General features: G+C 62.9%; 14 protein-coding genes. 6 read left to right on the top strand and 8 right to left on the bottom strand.

Annotated elements, in window-relative coordinates; genetic code table 11:
• Positions 1-21 precede the first annotated feature (21 nt).
• Positions 22-861: a PhzF family phenazine biosynthesis protein gene (locus ACMX2H_RS03195; protein ID WP_414958924.1), complete on the top strand. Its 840-nt coding sequence runs from the start codon at positions 22-24 to the stop codon at positions 859-861.
• Between the two features lie 100 nt (positions 862-961).
• Here ACMX2H_RS03195 and ACMX2H_RS03190 read toward each other — a convergent pair whose 3' ends face one another.
• Both ACMX2H_RS03190 and ACMX2H_RS03185 read right to left on the bottom strand, forming a co-directional pair.
• Entirely contained in the window at positions 962-1,393 is a 432-nt protein-coding gene (locus tag ACMX2H_RS03190; RefSeq protein ID WP_414958923.1) for a DUF1801 domain-containing protein, read from the bottom strand.
• Positions 1,394-1,461: 68 nt separating this feature from the next.
• Positions 1,462-2,145, bottom strand: coding sequence for a hypothetical protein (locus ACMX2H_RS03185; RefSeq protein WP_414958922.1), 684 nt, complete (start codon positions 2,143-2,145; stop codon positions 1,462-1,464).
• A 607-nt stretch (positions 2,146-2,752) separates the two neighbouring features.
• Here ACMX2H_RS03185 and dnaB point away from each other — a divergent pair.
• Both dnaB and ACMX2H_RS03175 read left to right on the top strand, forming a co-directional pair.
• Complete coding sequence (gene dnaB / locus ACMX2H_RS03180) at positions 2,753-4,120, top strand: replicative DNA helicase (RefSeq protein WP_136787669.1); 1,368 nt, start codon at positions 2,753-2,755, stop codon at positions 4,118-4,120.
• A 161-nt stretch (positions 4,121-4,281) separates the two neighbouring features.
• Entirely contained in the window at positions 4,282-4,485 is a 204-nt protein-coding gene (locus ACMX2H_RS03175; protein ID WP_414958921.1) for a hypothetical protein, read from the top strand.
• Positions 4,486-4,604: 119 nt separating this feature from the next.
• Here the strand turns inward: ACMX2H_RS03175 and ACMX2H_RS03170 are convergent, their stop codons facing one another.
• The 4 genes from ACMX2H_RS03170 to ACMX2H_RS03155 form a co-directional block, all read right to left on the bottom strand.
• Positions 4,605-5,534, bottom strand: a complete 930-nt coding sequence (locus ACMX2H_RS03170) for a hypothetical protein (protein WP_414958920.1) — start codon at positions 5,532-5,534, stop codon at positions 4,605-4,607.
• A gap of 457 nt (positions 5,535-5,991) precedes the next feature.
• Positions 5,992-6,906 carry a dioxygenase family protein gene (locus ACMX2H_RS03165; RefSeq protein ID WP_414958919.1) on the bottom strand — a complete coding sequence of 305 codons (915 nt, stop codon included), beginning with the start codon at positions 6,904-6,906 and terminating at the stop codon, positions 5,992-5,994.
• A gap of 10 nt (positions 6,907-6,916) precedes the next feature.
• Positions 6,917-7,981 carry a maleylacetate reductase gene (locus tag ACMX2H_RS03160; protein ID WP_414958918.1) on the bottom strand — a complete coding sequence of 355 codons (1,065 nt, stop codon included), beginning with the start codon at positions 7,979-7,981 and terminating at the stop codon, positions 6,917-6,919.
• 411 nt (positions 7,982-8,392) lie between these two features.
• On the bottom strand, positions 8,393-9,544 hold the full coding sequence (locus ACMX2H_RS03155) for a flavin reductase (RefSeq protein WP_136787553.1): 1,152 nt from the start codon (positions 9,542-9,544) through the stop codon (positions 8,393-8,395).
• A 542-nt stretch (positions 9,545-10,086) separates the two neighbouring features.
• On the opposite strand from ACMX2H_RS03155, the gene ACMX2H_RS03150 reads away from it, so the two are divergent.
• From ACMX2H_RS03150 to ACMX2H_RS03140, 3 genes are read left to right on the top strand one after another with little or no spacing between them, the layout of a single operon-like run.
• Complete coding sequence (locus ACMX2H_RS03150) at positions 10,087-12,123, top strand: hydantoinase/oxoprolinase family protein (RefSeq protein WP_414958917.1); 2,037 nt, start codon at positions 10,087-10,089, stop codon at positions 12,121-12,123.
• Entirely contained in the window at positions 12,120-14,087 is a 1,968-nt protein-coding gene (locus ACMX2H_RS03145) for a hydantoinase B/oxoprolinase family protein (protein WP_136787551.1), read from the top strand. The genes ACMX2H_RS03150 and ACMX2H_RS03145 overlap by 4 nt, the downstream gene beginning before the upstream one ends.
• 47 nt (positions 14,088-14,134) lie before the next feature.
• Positions 14,135-15,385 (top strand): acyl-CoA dehydrogenase family protein, encoded by a 1,251-nt coding sequence (locus tag ACMX2H_RS03140; RefSeq protein WP_136787550.1) that lies wholly within the window; start codon positions 14,135-14,137, stop codon positions 15,383-15,385.
• 916 nt (positions 15,386-16,301) lie between these two features.
• On the opposite strand, the gene ACMX2H_RS03135 is transcribed toward ACMX2H_RS03140, so the two are convergent.
• Both ACMX2H_RS03135 and ACMX2H_RS03130 read right to left on the bottom strand, forming a co-directional pair.
• Positions 16,302-17,009, bottom strand: coding sequence for a GntR family transcriptional regulator (locus ACMX2H_RS03135; protein ID WP_414958916.1), 708 nt, complete (start codon positions 17,007-17,009; stop codon positions 16,302-16,304).
• Between the two features lie 386 nt (positions 17,010-17,395).
• The gene (locus ACMX2H_RS03130; protein WP_240691975.1) at positions 17,396-18,349 is read right to left on the bottom strand and encodes a DMT family transporter; all 954 of its coding nucleotides are present in this window, start codon (positions 18,347-18,349) and stop codon (positions 17,396-17,398) included.
• Positions 18,350-18,476: the final 127 nt, after the last annotated feature.

The raw sequence follows: 18,476 nt of genomic DNA, 5'->3' as shown, positions 1-18,476 counted from the left end.
ACGCCCGGTACGCTGTAACCCATGAGCACACACCAGTTCAGCCAAGTGGACGTCTTCGCCACCGGACCCTGCACCGGCAACCCGCTGGCCGTGGTCTCGGGCGCGGACTCCCTTGACGACGGGCAGATGCAGCGCTTCGCCAACTGGACCAACCTGTCCGAGACCACCTTCCTCTTGAGGCCGGAGAGCCCGGAAGCCGACTACCGGGTCAGGATCTTCACGCCCAGCGGCGAGCTGCCCTTCGCCGGACACCCGACGCTGGGTACCGCGGCGGTCTGGCTCGCCGACGGCGGGCAGCCGCAGGCTGACGGCGTGGTCATCCAGGAATGCGCCGCAGGCCTGGTGAAGGTGAAGAACGACGGCGGACGGCTGGCTTTCGCAGCCCCTCCGCGGCGCCGCTCCGGGCCGTTGCCCGAAGAGAACGTCGCCAAGATCTGTGCGGCCTTGGGGCTGGCCCGCAATGACGTGCTGCGGCACCAGTGGGCGGACAACGGCCCGCAGTGGCAGGCCCTGCAGTTGCGGGACGCCCAGGCCGTGCTGGACGTGGTGCCGGACTATCCGGCGATGTCGCCGTTCGGCGTCGGACTGGTGGGCGCCCACCCGGGGGGTGCCGGGATCGACTTCGAGGTCCGCGGACTGATGGGCTTCGAGGAGCTGCCGGCCGAAGACCCGGCCACCGGCAGCCTGAACGCCGCACTGGCCCAGTGGCTGATCGGCGAGAACGAAGCGCCGGCAAGCTACACCGTCCGGCAGGGAACAGCCTTGGGGCGCGACGCCCGGCTGTATGTCGACGCCGACGGCGAGGACATCTGGATCGGCGGGGACGTGCAGACGCTGATCACCGGAACAGTGGAGCTCTGAGACCGGCTCGGGCGGCCAGTTGACCGGCCAGGACCGACGTCCGCCAGCCGCAAGCCCACGCGTGCTGACCGGCGACCGCCAGCAGCACGCTCATGCCAGGCTAGCTCTGGAAAGTTTCCGGATCCGCCGTGGTGATGGTGCGGTAGCCGAGTGCAATCAGTTCCTTGAGCACGGCAAGGTCAACGTCCGCCAGCTTGTTGACGTACAGGCAGGCGACGCTGGTCTTGTGCTTGCCCAGGCGTTCCAGCAGCGGCACTGCCTCCGGCGCGTAGGTCAGCCCGTACAGGGCCAGGTTGCCCTTCCGCGGCGAGAAGCCAACGGCGGCAGCGTCACCTTCGCGTCCGCTGGCGTACTTGTAGTGGTAGCTGCCGAATCCGATGATCGACGGCCCCCACATCACGGGTTCCTCCCCGGTGACGTCGCGCATCAGCTCCAGCACGGTCTCTGCGTCCTGCCGCCGGATGGGGTGTTCCACTGACGCGAGGAATACCTCGACGGGGACGTCCGTCGGCGCCGTCTTGTTCTCAGCCATGGGTTGAAGTGTCGCAGAAAGCCTGAGGGGTTGCCAGCACGGTCCGGACGCGTCGCCCGGCCGTACCGCTAGGACTCTTCTTCCGGCCCGATCAGGTCAACAAACTCGCGCGCGTCCGCCTCGGTCGCTTCCGAATGCTCCAGGAGCAGCCGGACTGCATCTTCCCGGTCGCCGCCGAGCGCCGCGCTGCGGATCCGGCCAAACACGTCGTCGTTCAGGCGAGTGCTGGCGATTTCCCTGACGGTGTCGCCTTTGGACACGATGGCCCGGTAGCGGTATCCCCTCGGCGCTGCTGGTGGTGCGGGAGCGGGCTCATGCAGCTGGGCATCGTCTGCCTGGGCAGCCGGTGAGGCAGGAGCGGGCTCTTGCAGCGGGGCATCGTCTGCCTGGGCCGGTCCGGGGGCCGCCTGCAGAGGCTCCGCCTTCTCCGAGGGCTGTTCCGGCGCTGCCTTCCGCGGCTCCTTATCCAAGGGCTCTTTGGGCGCTGCCGTTCCCGGCTCCTTGTCCTCCAGCCGGGGTGCAGGGGTTTCCTCCTGAGACGACTTGTAGGGCTGCGGGTGTGCCGACATTTGGGCGACGGCGCCGGCAGCCTTGCGGAGCCCGGTGCCGGTGGCGTTGCGGTATTCGCGGATCGCCGCGAGGGCCTGACCTTGGGCGATCAGCGCATAGATCGCGGTGTGTTGCTGCTGGGTCAGCCGGGCGCTGGCTTCGGCAGCAGCCTCCCTGGAGGTTGCCGAAGTGGCGTTGCCCATCGAGCCGCGCATACGGCCGGTGCGGCTGGTCTTGTTGCGCGTTGCGAGGGCGCACCATCAACAGCCCGACGGCGATGACCAGCACAACGATCAGCAGCGGCACCACAAATTCCATACTTGAATCCTACGTCCCGCCCGGTCCACCGCCTCCAGACTCCGCCGACGCACGGGTATCACACCGGTGTAATTCACACTGTGGATAACCAGTGGATAACTTTTGCCTACGCTGCAAATTCGGATCTGTCAACAGGTCAAAAGTGGACAAATTCCACCGCTAAATTCTTTTAATCCACAGTGCGTCGCCAATGTTTCCGCAGGTCAGAGGTATGTTACCGGCTGGTTAACTTTGCTATCCACAGCTGTGCACACAGCCTGTGCACAAGACACGCCTGTGTATCCACACTTTATCCACAGGGGTGGTGGATAAGTCGCTTGGCGGAACCAAGGAAGGGGGCTACCGTTGCGGAGTATCCCACTGAGAAGTCCGCGCACGGGCAGTAGTCCGGCGCGCCCTTCCGGCGGTTCGCATGAATGTCCGAACCGCCTGATAGTTCTGAACCAGAAGGGGATTCGGTACCCGTTCGAGGAGCAAAGAAAGCAGGCAGCGGTGTCGGTAGCGCACGCGGATTCGGCAACAGGTCGGGATTCCGAATTCGGACGCACGCCGCCGCAGGACCTCGTGGCCGAGCAGTCGGTGCTTGGCGGCATGATGCTGTCCAAGGATGCGATCGCGGACTGTGTAGAAGTGCTCCGCGGTGTGGACTTCTACCGGCCCTCCCACGAGAGCATCTACGAAGCCATCATCGACCTGTACGGCCGTGGCGAACCGGCGGACGCCGTCACCGTCTCCGACTTGCTCACCAAGCGGGGCGAGATTTCCCGCATCGGCGGACCCGCTTACCTGCACACGCTGATTCAGTCCGTTCCCACCGCTGCCAACGCGGGCTTCTATGCGGAGATCGTGCGTGAACGCGCAGTGCTCCGCCGCCTGGTCGACGCCGGCACCAAGATCGTCCAGCTGGGCTATTCCCACGACGGCGAAGTCGACGCGATCGTCAACGAGGCGCAGGCCGAGATCTATAAGGTTGCCGAGCGGCGCACCGCCGAGGACTATGTCCCGCTGAAGGACATCATTGAAGGCACCGTCGACGAGATCGAGTCCGCCGGCCACCGCGGCGAGGGCATGACCGGTGTTCCCACCGGCTTCTATGAACTCGACGAACTCACCCAAGGCCTGCATGGCGGCCAGATGATCGTCATCGCGGCGCGGCCTGCCGTCGGTAAATCCACTTTCGCGCTGGATTTCGCCCGATCGGCAGCGATTAAGAACAACATGACCACCGTCTTCTTCTCCCTGGAAATGGGCCGGAACGAGATCGCCATGCGCCTTCTCTCCGCGGAGGCCACTATAGGGCTGCAGGATCTCCGAAAGGGAACCATCAAGGACGAGCAGTGGGGCAAGATCGCCACCACCATGGGCCGCATGAATGATGCCCCGCTGTTCATCGACGACAGCCCGAACATGTCCCTGATGGAGATCCGGGCCAAATGCCGGCGGCTCAAGCAGCGCCACGACCTCAAGCTGGTGGTGCTGGACTACCTCCAGCTGATGTCCTCCGGCAAGCGCGTCGAATCCCGCCAGCAGGAGGTCTCGGAGTTCTCCCGTGCGCTCAAGCTGCTGGCCAAGGAGCTGGAAGTTCCGGTCATCGCCCTGTCACAGCTGAACCGTGGATCCGAGCAGCGCACGGACAAGAAGCCGATGGTTTCGGACCTGCGTGAATCCGGTTCGATCGAGCAGGACGCGGACATGGTCATCCTGCTCCACCGCGAGGACATCTACGACAAGGAATCCCCGCGCGCCGGCGAAGCCGACGTGATCGTGGCCAAGCACCGTAACGGCCCCACCAAAACCATCGTGGTGGGCTTCCAAGGCCACTACTCCCGCTTCGCCAACATGGCGGTCGAGCACGGCTAGTAGGTGTAGGCTCTCAATCCACTTGTCGTTTTCTCAAGCTAGTTGTCACCCAGTTGTCAGATTCTCACGGAAGTGTCATCTCTGCAGTCCACTGCAGCGGCACCATGATGCGGCTGTGAATCTCTGGGTCTGCGTGAGTCCTACCTCTCGCTGATCTGGACTTGAAGTCCGTGGAAATTTCGGTGAAGGAAGGTCGTCTGTCTCCGGGCCGGCTCCAGAAAACGGCGGAACAGATTCTCAAGGATGCGCGCCGCACCACCGCCAGAGCTTACTCTCGTGCGCAGGACGCGTTGAGGTTTAGCGAAGATCTAACCTTCGCAGAGCAGGAAATAGACCAGTGTGGCATCAACCAACAGATCCGGTAATTGGTTACTCTTGCAGCTTGCCTCAGCGGCGCCGCCCGCTGCCTCCGCGGTAGTGGCCGCTGAAGGTGAGCTCGAAGGAAACACCGGCAAATCCTCGACTTCCATGGCGAGAACTGCTGCTATATCCCGCAACCGTCATAAGCTGTGCTTTTATTGCCCCACTCCAGGCTGATGACCATGTTCCGACTCAGGCCTGCTTCGAGCGCCAGGGATTCTTTAGTGAGGCCACGCTCCAACCTCAGCTTGTGCACACCTCCTCTTTTTTGAAGTTCGTTCCTTTTTAGTCGGCAAATCTTGAGCGGTAGGTCGTCGGGCTGCAGCCGTGCTGGACGCTGAAGGCGCGGGTGAAACAGCCAGTTGGGCCTTTCGTCGAGTAGGGCGTGAAAGGCCAAGTGTGCCCAATCGTTTTCCAACTCGTCGTCGACGCGCTGAAACTCTTCCGCATCCGTCTTTAGAGTGTGGTCGATCTGAACGACGGCACTGAGGTTGGAGGAGGCAAGGAACTGGCGGAGCTCCAAGGCGCGAACTTCGACCTTCCAACTTTCATCTGTGACCTGGTAACGGATGAGGTCTTGGTTCCTACCGGCACGGTTGAGGTAGGACCAGCCGTCGGTGACGGGGAAAGCATCCCAGTACCAGAGGAAAGGGAGGTTAATTTCGATCACCGGCAGTATGGCTCCGCTTGGCCTGCGTGCGTGGACGAAGAACTCCGAGCCCAAGTTTTCATCGGCCGACGTGAGCCCGTTTACGAATGTGCCGTCGCTCCATACCCCGACGTTTCCCAGCGTCCTTCCGATCCAGCTGGTGTCCTGCAGAGCCGAAGCGTGATTTTCCGGGGAAATAAGGACGCAGCCCTTCCCGCCCTGTTCGTTCGGCGTGAAGTACTGTTCTTCGACTGTGAGCCACCCCATTGGATCGGGCGAGATGCTGTACAGGGCTTGTGCAGGCCAAAGCCGGGCAGGCAATTCAGCTGCTGGCTTGGGCCAGTCGTCGGCTAGCGTATTGGTGAACGTGTCGTGGATGTACCCCGGGATCATCGGCATGCTCATGCGACGAGAATACATTTGTCCTCTGACATGCCGGTTACTTTGGCCCGCACCGGCCCCGGACAAGGCCAAGCGATTTGCGAGGCGCGGTGAATGGCTGCCATATCGAGGACCTCCAACCCACGAGACGACAAAGGTCTTTCGAGTCGTAGCGAGGTGCAACGACTCACCGATGGGGGAGAAGGATTCACCGCAGCCCTGAACCTGACTGCCAAGTAATAGTGCGAAACCTGGGGAGGAAGTAACGCGATTCATCTGGATCGCACATGTGGTTGGGTGGCGGGCTGAGCCCCTTCGGCATGAAATGCGCCTTCGGCCGCGGCATGCCGGACCGCGAGCGTTCTGAGGAACTGGATGGATAGCCCCGGGCAGGGAACGTCTGGCAGCCGTCGATCAGCAACTTCGCCTGTCGGGGGGTGTCGGGCCTGGCTGAAACTTTGAAGGCGTTGCCACAATGCGGCTAGGTGCCTTCCGGGGCGAGGACGATGTCAAATCGGGTTCGGGCCCAGGTTTGCTCGGCGAGGTCGCGACCGTCGGGGGTGGGTGTGCCGGCGGCTTGCTGCTCGAACTTCTTGATCAATGATTCCTTCACCCCGAAGACGGAATCACCGATCTCGATTTGGGGGTCGCCCTTGACAAAGATGTGGGTGACGAGGGTGCGCAGGTTCTCCGCAGTGACCATGAAGTGCAGGTGCGAAGCGCGGACCGGGGAACGATTAGTGGCTTCGAGCATCTGGCCCACGGGCCCGTCGTGCGGGATGGGGTAGGGGGTGGGTGTCAGTCCCCAGAAGCTGTAGTTTCCGTCCTGGTCGGAGTAGAGGTGGGCGCGTCCGGCGACGCGTCCGTCGGTGTACTGGACATCGTAGAACCCGTCGTCGTCTGCCTCCCAGACCTCGATGCGGGCATTGGGGACGGGGTTACCGGCGATGTCGGTGACGGTTCCTTCGACCCAGCAGGGCTGCCCGGTGGCTCCGCCGGCGATGTCCCCGCCGATCCCGATTTCGGGGGCGTCGTTGAGGAAGAAGGGGCCGAAGACGGTGGCTTCGGTGGCGTTGCCCATGGTTTCGTTGTTGACCGCGATGGTCTGCATCGAGGCGCCCAGGACGTCGGAGAGCAGGATGAATTCCTGGCGCTTGTCGTCGGTGATGTGGCCGGCGTTGGTGAGGAACTCGATGCCCGTGTTCCATTCGTCCTCGGTGAGCCGGACTTCGCGGATGAAGTTGTGCAGGTGCTTGGTCAGGGCCTGCATCAGCTGCTTCAACCTCGGATCGCTCGTCTTTTCGAAGGAAGCGATGACGGTGTCGACAAGCTGCTGCTCCACGGCCTGCTGCTCGGGACTGACGGCATGTGATCCCGCTGTGGTGGTCTCGGTCATAATGGTTCTCCTAAAGCTCGGGTGTGGTGCCGGCCGTGGCCGCGCGGAGGAGCTCGCTGAGGTTCTCCGCGGACGGTTTGCGGGGGTTGGAGGCAGGGATCACGGGCAGGATCAGGTCCACGGCATCGGGGATGTTCTCTTCGGTGAAGCCGTAGTCCATAAGCGCCTTGGGTGCGTCCAGGACAGTGCGAAGGTTGTTCAGCCCGACTACCGCCTCGTCGGTGCCAAAGGCCGTGGCGATCCGCGCAGCGGCTTCGGGCGCTTTGGGCGCGTTGAAGGCCAGCACGTAGGGGAGCACGGTTGCGTGAGTCTGGGCGTGCGGCATGTTCCAGGTCCCGCCCAGGACGTGGCAGATCTTGTGGTGCATGCCGGACCCTGCGGAAGCAAACGCGACCGCGGCCAGATAGGCCCCGTACAGTGCTTGTTCCCGGCCGGCCAAACCCTGCGGATCCAGCTTGATCAGCGGGAGCCCGGCGTTGAGGGCGCGGATGCCTTCGGCGGCCAGCGCCTGGTTGATGGGATCCGCGCGTGGTCCCCACATCGAATCGACGCAGTGCGCCAGCGCGTTTAGACCGGACGCAACAGACAGGTCGGCGGGCAGTGACAGGGTTAGGGTGGCGTCATAGATCACGGTCGCGGGCAGTACCTTGTCGTCGATGCCAGTGGTTTTGTGGGCGGCTTGCGTCAGGCCCCAAACGTTGGTGGCCTCCGACCCGGCATAGGTGGTCGGTACGGCCACGATCGGCAGGCCCGAAGTCATCGCGATCGCTTTGGCCAAACCCGTGGTCGAACCGCCGCCCACGCAGACCAGTAGGTCGATCTTGTGTTCGACTGCGGCTGTCCGGGCTTTCTTGGCCTTTTCGATGGGTACGTGCGGCACCACGTCGTCGTAATGCAAAGCCACCTCGATGCCGGAGGCGACCTCGGCGGCGGCGTGTGACTCGAATTTTGACGCGATCACCATCACTCTCTTCGCTCCGAATCTTGCGACTTCGGTAGCCAGGTTCTCGGCGGCCTTGGCGGAACCGAACAGCACCCGCTGTCCCAGGGTTACGTGCTCAAAAGTTGAGCTCATGCGTTGCTTCGTGGGGTTCGTCATGGTTCTCCAGTTCGGTCGCGGTGTTTGCCAGTTCATCTGATGCGTCGGCCACGGCCGGAATGCTGGCGAGCGTTCTCGATAGCCGCTGCCGAGCGATCTGCAGAAAGGCGCTCTGGTTGCTGGACTTGCCCGAGGCTTTGGAACGCGACGGTCCCGGATATCGATGAGACATTTGATGATGCACCCCGTTGCGGGCGCGAGCAGGTGTGCAGGTCGACGTCCTCAGCAACCATCTGCGTACCTCGTTGCTGCAGAACTTCACTACCGCGCCCCCGCCCGACGCCGGTAGCAATGGCCGCTCTGGAAGCCTGCCTTTCCTGGGGCATCGCGGTCCCTCCTTCCATGTAGATGGGATCGGCCAAATGTCACCGGCGCCGGTTGTTTCGCTCAGGCCCGGCCGAAAAGTTCACGTTCACGGGCGCGCAGCTGACGCGGCCTGTCCGCGTGCTCCCGCAGCACCTCGACTACCGCGCCCAGGTCCTTGTTTTCGTATGCTTCGACAAGTTTGCGGTGGTCGTTTAGCAACTCCGCGGTTGCATAGGTGGATCTGTTGATGGTTCGGGCATTCAGCCCGGGCAGGCCGAGCCGACGGTAGGTATCCAGCAGAATCTTTGATCCGGCTAGTTCCACCATGTACTCGTGGAAGCGTTCGTTGGCCTGGATCCAGGCTTCTGGATCCGTGAAGCGGTCATCCTTGATGAACTCGAACGTGGCCTCCATGTACTGGCGCAGCTGGGTAAGCTGGCCCTGGCTGACGCGGCCCACGGTGCTTTCGGCGACTCCAAGCTCGATCGCCAGCTTGGCGGTATAGGACTCGAAGATGATGCTTTCGGGTACCGGTGCAATGACGAATTGGCCGGCTTCGCGTCTTACCAGACCTTCGCTGACCAGGGCAATGAGTGCTCGGTGGACCAGATCTACGCCGACGGCAAGTTCCGCGGCCCAGCGGTCGAGATCGATGGCCTGGTCCACTTCATTCACGGTGGTGATGATGCGTTCACGGACCTCCCGAAGCACGGAGGCATCCGGGGCCATCTGCATCCGGCCAAATGCGCCGCGGAAGTAAGCGAGCGGGTGTCCCGGGTACGCAACGGCGTCCTCGACACGGGCCAGAAAGACGTAGTGTGTCCCCGCTTCGACCTGTTCGCTGACGCTGCAGACTAGGTGGGCTATGGCCCCAACAAGCAGGGGAGAGCCGTTGCCGTCCTTTTCGAAGGCCATTCCCTCGAACTTATCCGGAAGCTTCGAGGCGAACCGGCCGGCGAGCTGGACATGGTCCTCGGCCAGGACGTTTACGGCGAAGGTTCCGCTTTCTCGGATGGCGTGCGCACTCGTCGAGGACTTATTGAGGCAGATCAGCAGCATCGGCGGATCGTCGGTAAGGGAGGTGACCGCACTAGCCGTCGTGCCAAAGTTCCTGCCCCCGCTGCAAGTGGTGATGACCGTGACGCCGCTGGCAAACCTGCCAATGACGTCTCGGAAGGCTTGGGCTGACAACTGGACAGAAGCGGGGTTGGTATTCCCGCTGGTGGTAGTCATTATTGATCATCTCCTCAGTGGGGTGTCTCAGTGGGACGGCGGTCCTAACCCGAAATCAATTGACCATCGTTCGACTGTAGCACCATCATACAATCTGTGTAAGACTTGATGAGGCGCAGCTTACAGTCGTCCAGATCGACGACGTTAGATGCAATCGCTGGCTCGGCTTATGCCTCACGCAGCCATCCAGTGATGTCATGTTGTCAGGGAATCGCCTGCAGGACTGTTCGATTTCTGCAGGCGATGGCGAAGGAGTGCAAGGATGCATAGTTTTCCCCGATCCAACGAGACGCGGCTGTATTCCCCTCGGGAAACACTGGACCGCGAGTGTTCGGGCTGCGGCTCGGTCCGTGCTGCCGCGTACCGCGTCCTGAGCGAGGGCGGTTGGTGGGATGTCGTGAAATGTCAAGACTGCCTGAAGTCGCTGGAGCGAGTGCGTGCGCCGCGACTGGGGGTGTTCCGGCCAATGGTCGGCGCGACCTTGATGGAAGGACCGCCTGAGGGGTTCAAACATCACGAATCGGACCACAAGGAGGCCGCAGATGTTCGGAGTTGACGTTGGGGGAACTTTTACGGATGTGGTCGCCGTCCGGGATGGCGCGATTTCGGTCACCAAGGTGCCCAGCAGTCGTACGAATCCCTCCGCACCCGTCGTGGAGGGTGCCCGGAGACTGAACGTGGCGGGCAGTTCCACGTTCAACCATGCGAGCACCATGGGCCTTAACGCGGTGATCGAGCGGCGGTTGCCCAAGGTGGCATACCTGACCACCGAGGGGTTCCGCGACGTGCTGGACCGCGGGACCGTCCACAGGCCACTCGACGCGCAAACGGACCCTGCCTGGCGCCGCTCCTTCGGCGATGCCAGCCGGCCGCTGATTCCCCGGTATCTGCGGCGCGGGGTTAAGGAGCGTATCAAGGCGGACGGCAGCGTGCTGATCCCGTTGGACGAGGAACACGCCCGCAGCCAGTTGGCGGTTTTGAAGAAGTGCAATGTTGAAGGCATTGCCATCTGCACGATTAACGGTTACGTCAACCCGAGCCATGAGATCCGCCTGCGAGAACTGGTGCGGCAGGCGTTCGGAGAAGGATTTCCGGTTTCCATTTCCTCCGAAACGTCCCCTCTGGCCAAGGAGTACGCCAGGGCCTCCACGACCGTCATCGATGTCATAATGAAACTCCTTTTCACAGAATATTCGACCCGTTTGAACCGGGACCTGAGGGACCTAGGGTTCGACGGCGAGCTGAACTTTGCTGACTGTGCGGCCACCTTGCTGCCCTGGGAAGAAGCCCTGAACAAGCCATTTCGGATTGTTTTCGCGGGGCCTGCAGCCGGCACCATCTCCAGCGCCCGTCTCGGTGAGGCCCTTGGCGAACGCAATCTGTTGTGCGCCGACGTGGGCGGTACTTCCACGGACGTGTCACTGATTGTGGACGGCAAACCGTTCATTCAGAACACCTTCGAACTCGAACACGACATGGTGATAAACGCCCTCTCCACCGAGGTCTCCAGCGTGGGAGCTGGCGGCGGGAGCCTGGTCAGCGTTTCCCCGGCAGGCGGCATCCAAGTAGGTCCCGGGTCGGCGGGAGCCGAGCCAGGACCGGCCTGCTACGGTCGCGGCGGTACGGTGCCGGCAGTTACCGATGCCTGTCTTCTGATGGGCATCCTCGACGGGGAATCGTTCGCCGGCGGCGAGATGAAACTGGACAAGGTAGCGGCACAGCAGGCCTTCGCAGCACTGGACACGCCGGTGGCTTTCGAGGAGCGGATACGCTCTGCCTACCGTTTGGCCGTGGCCCACATGGCCGAGGAAATCCTCAACGTCGCCGTCCGCCACGGCGTGGACATTCGAGATTTCTCCCTCATGTCCTACGGTGCAGCCGGACCGATGCTGCTGCCGGCCGTTCTGGATTTGTTACCGCTCAAGAACGCGGTGATCCCGCCGTATCCCGGCCTCTTCTCGGCCTTGGGCCTGCTGTCCACCGACCAGGTATTCTACGATTCCCGCAGCGCCTACGTGGTGCTCTCCTCAGACAGCGCGGAGCAAATCGCCGGAGTCTTTGGCGAGATGGAACAGGCGCTGCGGGACCGTGTGGGTGCCGTCGCCGAGGGGCTTCCTGTCCGCAGAAGCTTCGACGGCCGGCTGCTCGGCCAGAGCTGGGAAACCCCTTTCATTCGGATTCCCGACGGCGACATCACAGCCGGAACCATAGGTGAGATGGTCGGCGCCTTCCATGATGTTTACGAGGAGCGCAACGGCAACCGCTTCGACCAGATTCCAGTCGAGGGTGTGACCTATCGGGTGGAACTCGTCGTCCCCGCGGACAAGGTTGAGTACATCCCCGCAGACGCGGCAGCGCCGTTCGCTGCCGAACCGGAACGGGTTTTCACCCTCGACTATGTCGCCGACGGTCCGGTTCAGGCCCGTGAGTACCTGAGGGAGAAGCTGTCCGTCGGCGCCACGGTACAGGGGCCGGCGGTCATCCGCGAGGACCTGTCGACCACCTACATCCTGCCCGGGCAGCAGGCGCGGATCGGGCTCTGCTCAGAGATTGTGATTGAAAGGATGGGTCAGGAATGACACTCACTAGCGAAAGCCGCCCTGTCGGAGTGGCCCTTATCCGGGATCTGAATGAAGAGGAGTTCGCCGCCCGTTACGGGTGCGACCGCTACACCGCCACCGTCCTGAGCAACCGCTTCGACTATCTCGTGGAGCACATGAGCGTCCGCCTGTTGACCGGTGCATTCTCTCCGATTTTGCGGGACTTCTACGACCTTGCCTGCACGATCAGTGGTCCGCCGTCACTGGGTTACCAAGTGCCGGCGGCCAGCAATGGGATCGTCCTGATGGCCGGCACCACCATTGATGCCGTGGCCAATATGGTTGAGGAATTCGGTGCGGATCGGCTTCAGCCTGGCGACGTGCTGATCGCCAACGACCCCTACCGCACCGGCAACCATAACAACGACCTGCTGTTCGTACGCCCCGTGTTCCACCACGGCGAAATCGCGGCCTTCGTGAACTTGAACGCGCATCAGTTGGACATGGGCGGCACTGTGCCCGGCGGCTTTAGCGCCTCAAAGCAGAACGTCTATGAAAACGGCCTGGTCCTCTCGCCGCGGCTACTGATCCGCGGGGGCGAGCCGGTGGCGGAGTCCTGGAACGTTATCTTCGACAACGTCAGAATGGCCGAGATCCTTTATCCGGACATGCAGACGGTGTGCTCCAGCCTGGAGCTGGGGGAGAGGCTGGTCCTGGAATCCATTGAACGCTACGGCCTTGGTGCGGTCCACGGGACGATGGAGTACGTCTGTGACCTGGGCGCTGAGCATATGTCGACTTCCCTGGCGGTACTGCCCGACGGAGATTGGACGGGCTCGGAGCGGATCGACTGCGACGGCGTGGACGACAGCGAGGACTATACGATCGAAGTGGCCGTCCGTAAGCGGGGCAGCCGCATTGAAGTGGACTTTTCCGGAACCTCACGGCAGGCCCGCAGTTCTATCAACGCCACCTCTTGGGACACCAAGACCAGCGTGGGGATCACCCTCAAGTACCTCTTTGACCCGCACGGCAGGTTCAATTCCGGCTTGTACAGGGACGTCGACATCATTCTGCCCGAAGGCACCATGCTTTCGGCGCTGCCGCCCGACGGGTGCGTTTTTATGTATTTCGAACAGTCCACGGCGGCTCTGAGCGCATTGTTGAAGGCACTCTCGGCGGCGCTTGGACCGGCCGCGCTGGCCGGCGACCGCGGCAGCACCGATATCCACACCGCTTTCGGAACGTATGAGAACGGGACACCCTGGGTCTCGGCGCTGCAATGCGGCGGCGAGATTGGCCCTTATGGCGCAAACCAGTTCGGGGACGCCGATAGCCAGTGCATGAGCTACTTGGCAAACGGTGTCGCTCCGGCCGTGGAAGCGATTGAAAAGGACAGTCCGGCGGTGATCCTCCGGCACGAGCCGCGAATTGATTCGGCAGGCCCCGGCCACTTCCGGGGCGGTGCCAGCATGATCCGCGACACCTTATGGATTCTTGATGCCAGTCACTCGCTGACGGAGCTGCGATACAAGAGCGTGGCCGGTTTTGGGGTGAACGGCGGTCAGGATGGACGCCGTGGGGGAATCTGGATGTTCCCTCCTGCCGCCGATGGCTCATTTCAGGAGCCGGACGCGACGATTGAATCGTTCGGCCAGGGTGAGGCTTGGGCAGGGGTGATAGATGCCGCCACAAACCTGCCTTCCGAGACCGGAACTTTCATCTATCCGTTCCGTCCCGGGGCGAACCGGTCGGTGGCCAACTCCGTGCTGCGCTACCTGACAAATGCCGGTGGCGGCTGGGGAAATCCGATGACCCGTGACACAGCCAAGGTCCTCACCGACGTTCGGGATGGGTACGTCTCGGTAGAGGGAGCGGCACTGGACTATGGCGTGGTACTGATCGGCGACCCGGAAATGGACCCGGAGGGGCTGAAGGTGGACGAAGCTGCCACGGCGCGCATTCGAGAGAAAAAATCACAACTGGCGTCGCAGGTCACATGATTATAGTATCGTCATACAATCCATCGTGTGATCCCTAGGAGCTTCTGATGACCACGAGTCTTTACACGCCGACTTGGCCTGCCGCGGGCCGGGGGCAAGCCGGTCCCACTCCAGATGAACTAGTTGCTCGGGCAACAGATCTGCGCCCTCGGCTCCGCAAGATGCAGGCCGAGCACGAACAGCTGGGTGGCTACTCGGAGGAAATTCACCAGGAATTCCTGGAGGCGGGCTTCTATCGCATCCTCCAGCCCCGCCGCTTCGGGGGACTGGAGTTGGGGATCGATGATTTCGTACGGGTGGGCGTTGAGATCTCCCGCGGCGACCCGGGTGTGGGTTGGTCCTTTGTCTTGGGTGCCGGCCACGCATTCCATGTGGGCTCGTTCTACGGCGAGCAGGGTCAGCAGGAGCTGTTCCGCGACGGGACATTCATCGCGCCAGGGCGGACGATACCTTCGGGCAGAGCTACCGTCGCCGACGGCGGCTACCGCCTCACCGGCACCTGGGACTACTGCTCGGGGTCAATGTGGAGCACACACGTGCTTGTGGTGGCTCCCACCTTCACAGCGGACGGGGAGGCACTGGGGCTGCGAATGTTTGCGCTTCCGCGCAGTGACTACACAGTGTTGGATGACTGGGGGGGCGACAAGACCATCGGCATGCGAGCGTCCAGCTCCAACTCGGTGAAAATCGAGGACGCCTTCGTCCCCGACCACCTCAGTATTGTCTACGACTTCCGCGAGCATGTACTGGGTGCGGAGGGGACGGTCGGATACCAACTGCACAAGAACCCTATGTACCTGGGCCGTACCATGACATACTTCAATGCGGAACTGGTCGCTACCCAGATCGGCGCGGCCTGGGCGGCCGTCGATGAGTTTGAGAAGCTGATGGAGGCCCGGCAGGCCAGCTTCCCGCCGCGCCTGCCGCGGCTGGAAGCTCCCGAGTACCATCGCTGGTTCGGGCGCCTACTGGCATTGGCGGATTCCGCCGAGACGCTGCTGCTGGCAGGAGTTCGCCAGTATGCAGAACTAGGCCGCCGGTGGGAGGCAACGGGCGAGGAGTTCACTCCAGAGCAGGATGCACGGTTGCGGGCCGTAGTCCAGCAAGCTGCACGCTTGGCCAACGACGCCGTGGAGTTGGCCTTTTCAACTGCCGGCTCTAGCTCCGCCAAACGCGGCTCTGCCATGGAGAAGTACTACCGCGATGTTGCTATGTACAAGACACACATTGCGGCACAGTGGGACGTCACTTACGGCGCAGTTTCACGTTTCCACTTTGGCCAGCCTCTGACGTTCTAGGGCTTCTCCCACGCATGCAGCGCCCGATCCGCTCCTTGAGAACTGGGAGCTGCGGCGCGCTGCATGCGTCCCGCTGATCCATTTGGCCCCGGGGGTGAGGTAACTGCTGGCCTCTGGCAGACCAAAGTCAGCCAAGGGCCTGCAGAGATGCAAGCAGCACTCCCAGAAAGGGGCTAGCTGGAGTCAGGACCGAAGACTCGCAGGGTAATGGGCCTGATCAGCATAGAAAAGGTCCCTGGCATCTGTCCGGGTGAACACAACCGGGGTCCGCCGCCGATGGGTCCCCTCGAAGCAAGCTGGTCATGACCCAGCATCCTGCAGAGGCTTCCGTAAGCGGAACCCCGTAATCTACCGCCCTGGAACGTTCGATCCGGTGTTGAATGGTGTGCCGGAGCTCCCTGCCGGGAAGTCTGGACCAGCGACAAGTGGGGATTTACAGCACCCCCTTCCACCGGCGGGTCGGGTGCAGGTTCTGCGTCCGGCATAGCCACCCAAACGCGTGGACCTGTTCATACGCCGGAACACAAGGCGACACCGACCCGATGTGGGCCGTCCCAGTACCCAAGATTCCCGCCGTGTGAGGTGGCCAGCGAACAGCGCCCGGACGCACATCATGGTTCCCGACGTGTTGAACGCAGGGAGCGATCTCGATCCGGGGCCTCCTCGATGAATGTAGGTGACCGGTGTCCGCAAGCCGGAGGGGCAACTCTGAAGTGCAGGTGGGAGGCTCGCGCCGGAAGCGGCGGGCCGCGCCTCATCTTCCTGCCCTTCCCGATGTGAGGCAGCGGACGGGGACAGGGTGGCCGCGCAAAACCGGCTTGAGTGCTCACATCACTTTTCAGCGCGCATTGACGGGCGGGGTTGCCTCTTCGTCATCGTGCTCGCTAGGTCAGCACCAGCCTTGGCGGTACGCCCCCTAGGATCCCTCGGCTTCCTCCAGACTCTGCAGCGCCCGCTCGACAACGCGAAGAATGTGGCGAGAATACAACGTTCCGGCACGCTCACCGTCGCCGCGCTGGATGGCTTCAACAATGCCGCGCAATTCCTCTACCGCAGCGGAGTGGCCTTCGGCAGGCATGGCCACCGCGCGGAGCACGCGGACGCGCGCCTGAATGCCCTCCGTGAGCTGCTGCAGGACCGCGCTGCCGGCGCCGTCGATGAGGACGTCGTAGAATACGTCCTTGGCAGTCAGTACGCTGGCGGCATCACCGCCGGCCTCGGCCACCTCGGCAAAGCTTTCCGCCGCGGCCGCTAGCTTCATTATCTGTGATTTGGATGCCCGTTCGGCAAATCGCCTCACCACCACCGCTTCCAGGGCTGCCCTTGCTTCGTAAAGGTCTCGGGCCTCTTCCAAGGAGGGTGCGCTGACGATGGCGCCCTTTTGCGGCACCACGGTAACGAGCCCCTCCGAGGTAAGTTCCCGCAGTGCTTCCCGGACGGTGGTGCGCGAGACTCCGAGCTGTTCAATCAGTTCCCGCTCAACGAGTCGCTGGCCCGGCTTTAGCCGGAAATCCAAGATCGCGGCGCGTAAGGCATGGATAACCTGCTCGCGTAGAGGCGCAGCGATCCGGCCCACCGGGCTCGCCGCCCAGGCATCGGCTAGTGAGTTCGTTGAAGTGGACATGGTGCCTCTAGTAATCCCTAGGATTGGATGAACATCATACAATCTCACATGCTATTCCATGCAGTCCGTCCATGTCTCGTGGCAGCTAGCGACAGAGGCCAGCCGGAGGCACGAAGACTGCAGGCCCCGGTCTTGCAGCCGCCCACTGCGCGGCTGCAAGACCGGAGTGAGTTGGGCAGGCCGCTCGGGGCGCCGTGGCTATTCGACCTAGGCGGGACAAGGGGCCCGTGGTGAGAGTTCGCCCGATGGCTCGCCCGGCGGGACGCAGCGAGGACAGGCGTGCCCGCTGTGGACTGGTGCACGCCACGCTACCCGCCCGCAGACCTGCGGCACCTGCACCGAAACCCGGACCGAGGCCCGGCTGAGGCGGACGACGCTGCGGGTGATCATGTCCGCTCGCCCGCATTCGTCCCTGAAGCTGCGGGCACCCGGCCGGAGGCCCGATCGCCCACCGGCAGATTGGCGATCAGCACGGCGCCGCATGCAAGCAGAACTCCGGCCAGCGTCGGCGCCGTGACCCCAGAACCGGAACGGGGAAAGGCGAGGTCCAGGAGCAGGCCTATGGCGCTCTGGCCCGCAATCATGCCAAGAACAAGCCGCAGCACCCCGACGGTGTAGGCGGCAAGGGCGCTGGCAATGGCGATCCCTGCCCCCAGCGCTCCGCCCACCCAGCCCCAGGACGGGACGGGTCCAAGCGTTCCTCCATCGACCGCAATTATGGCAACGGGGATGGACAGGGCGGCGGCGCCGCCGACAAAGTTGACCAGTCCCATGGCCAAGGGCTCGCCAGTGGCCTGCGCCAAATGGGCATTGCCTGCCTGCTGGATCGACACCAAGGCCCCCACCGCTACGAGGAACACGACCAGGACCAGTGGGATCTGCCCGGCATGACCCACGGCGCTAATGACGACACCAGCCAAGGCACAGGCGGCGCCGGCCATGCGCTGCGGTGTAGGCAGTTGTCGGCCGGCCGGACCGAGGCCGAGGGCATCCGTCACCAGGCTCCCGATCAGTTTGCCGAGGACCATGGCAACGGCAAGTAGGGCAACGCCGAGGACGGGAGCTGACATGGCGTTGGCAAAGACGGCAGTTGCCCCGATTAGCCCGCCGAAGAACCACCAAATGCGCACAGGGTTTCGCCCGGAACGCAGTTCGCGCCACGCGCGTGTAACGGCTCCGCTCACAAGTGCAAGACACAAGACAATAAGCAAGGCAGTGCCGTTGTTGACGGCTGCCGCAGCCGCAGGCGAACCTATCACCTGCCCTAGATGCCCGTTTGTAAAGGACTGTATCGAGACTGCGGCGCCGGACACCAAGGAAAGCGCCAGGCCGCCCCACATATGAAAGCGGGACGGTTCCCGACCCCCGGATCCCTTTTTCGAACTGCAGTTATGTGTCGCCAAGGCAGGTGTCTCCCTTTCCAAAGCGGTTGTTTTGGGCGGATGAGATGAAATCCAAGGTCCGGGG

Origin of the sequence: Arthrobacter sulfonylureivorans, from assembly GCF_047607445.1 — a bacterium.
In the GTDB taxonomy this organism is placed as follows: Bacteria; Actinomycetota; Actinomycetes; order Actinomycetales; family Micrococcaceae; genus Crystallibacter; species Crystallibacter sulfonylureivorans_A.
Note: the sequence above shows the minus strand (reverse complement) of the source record. Positions and strands in the feature narration are given on the sequence as shown.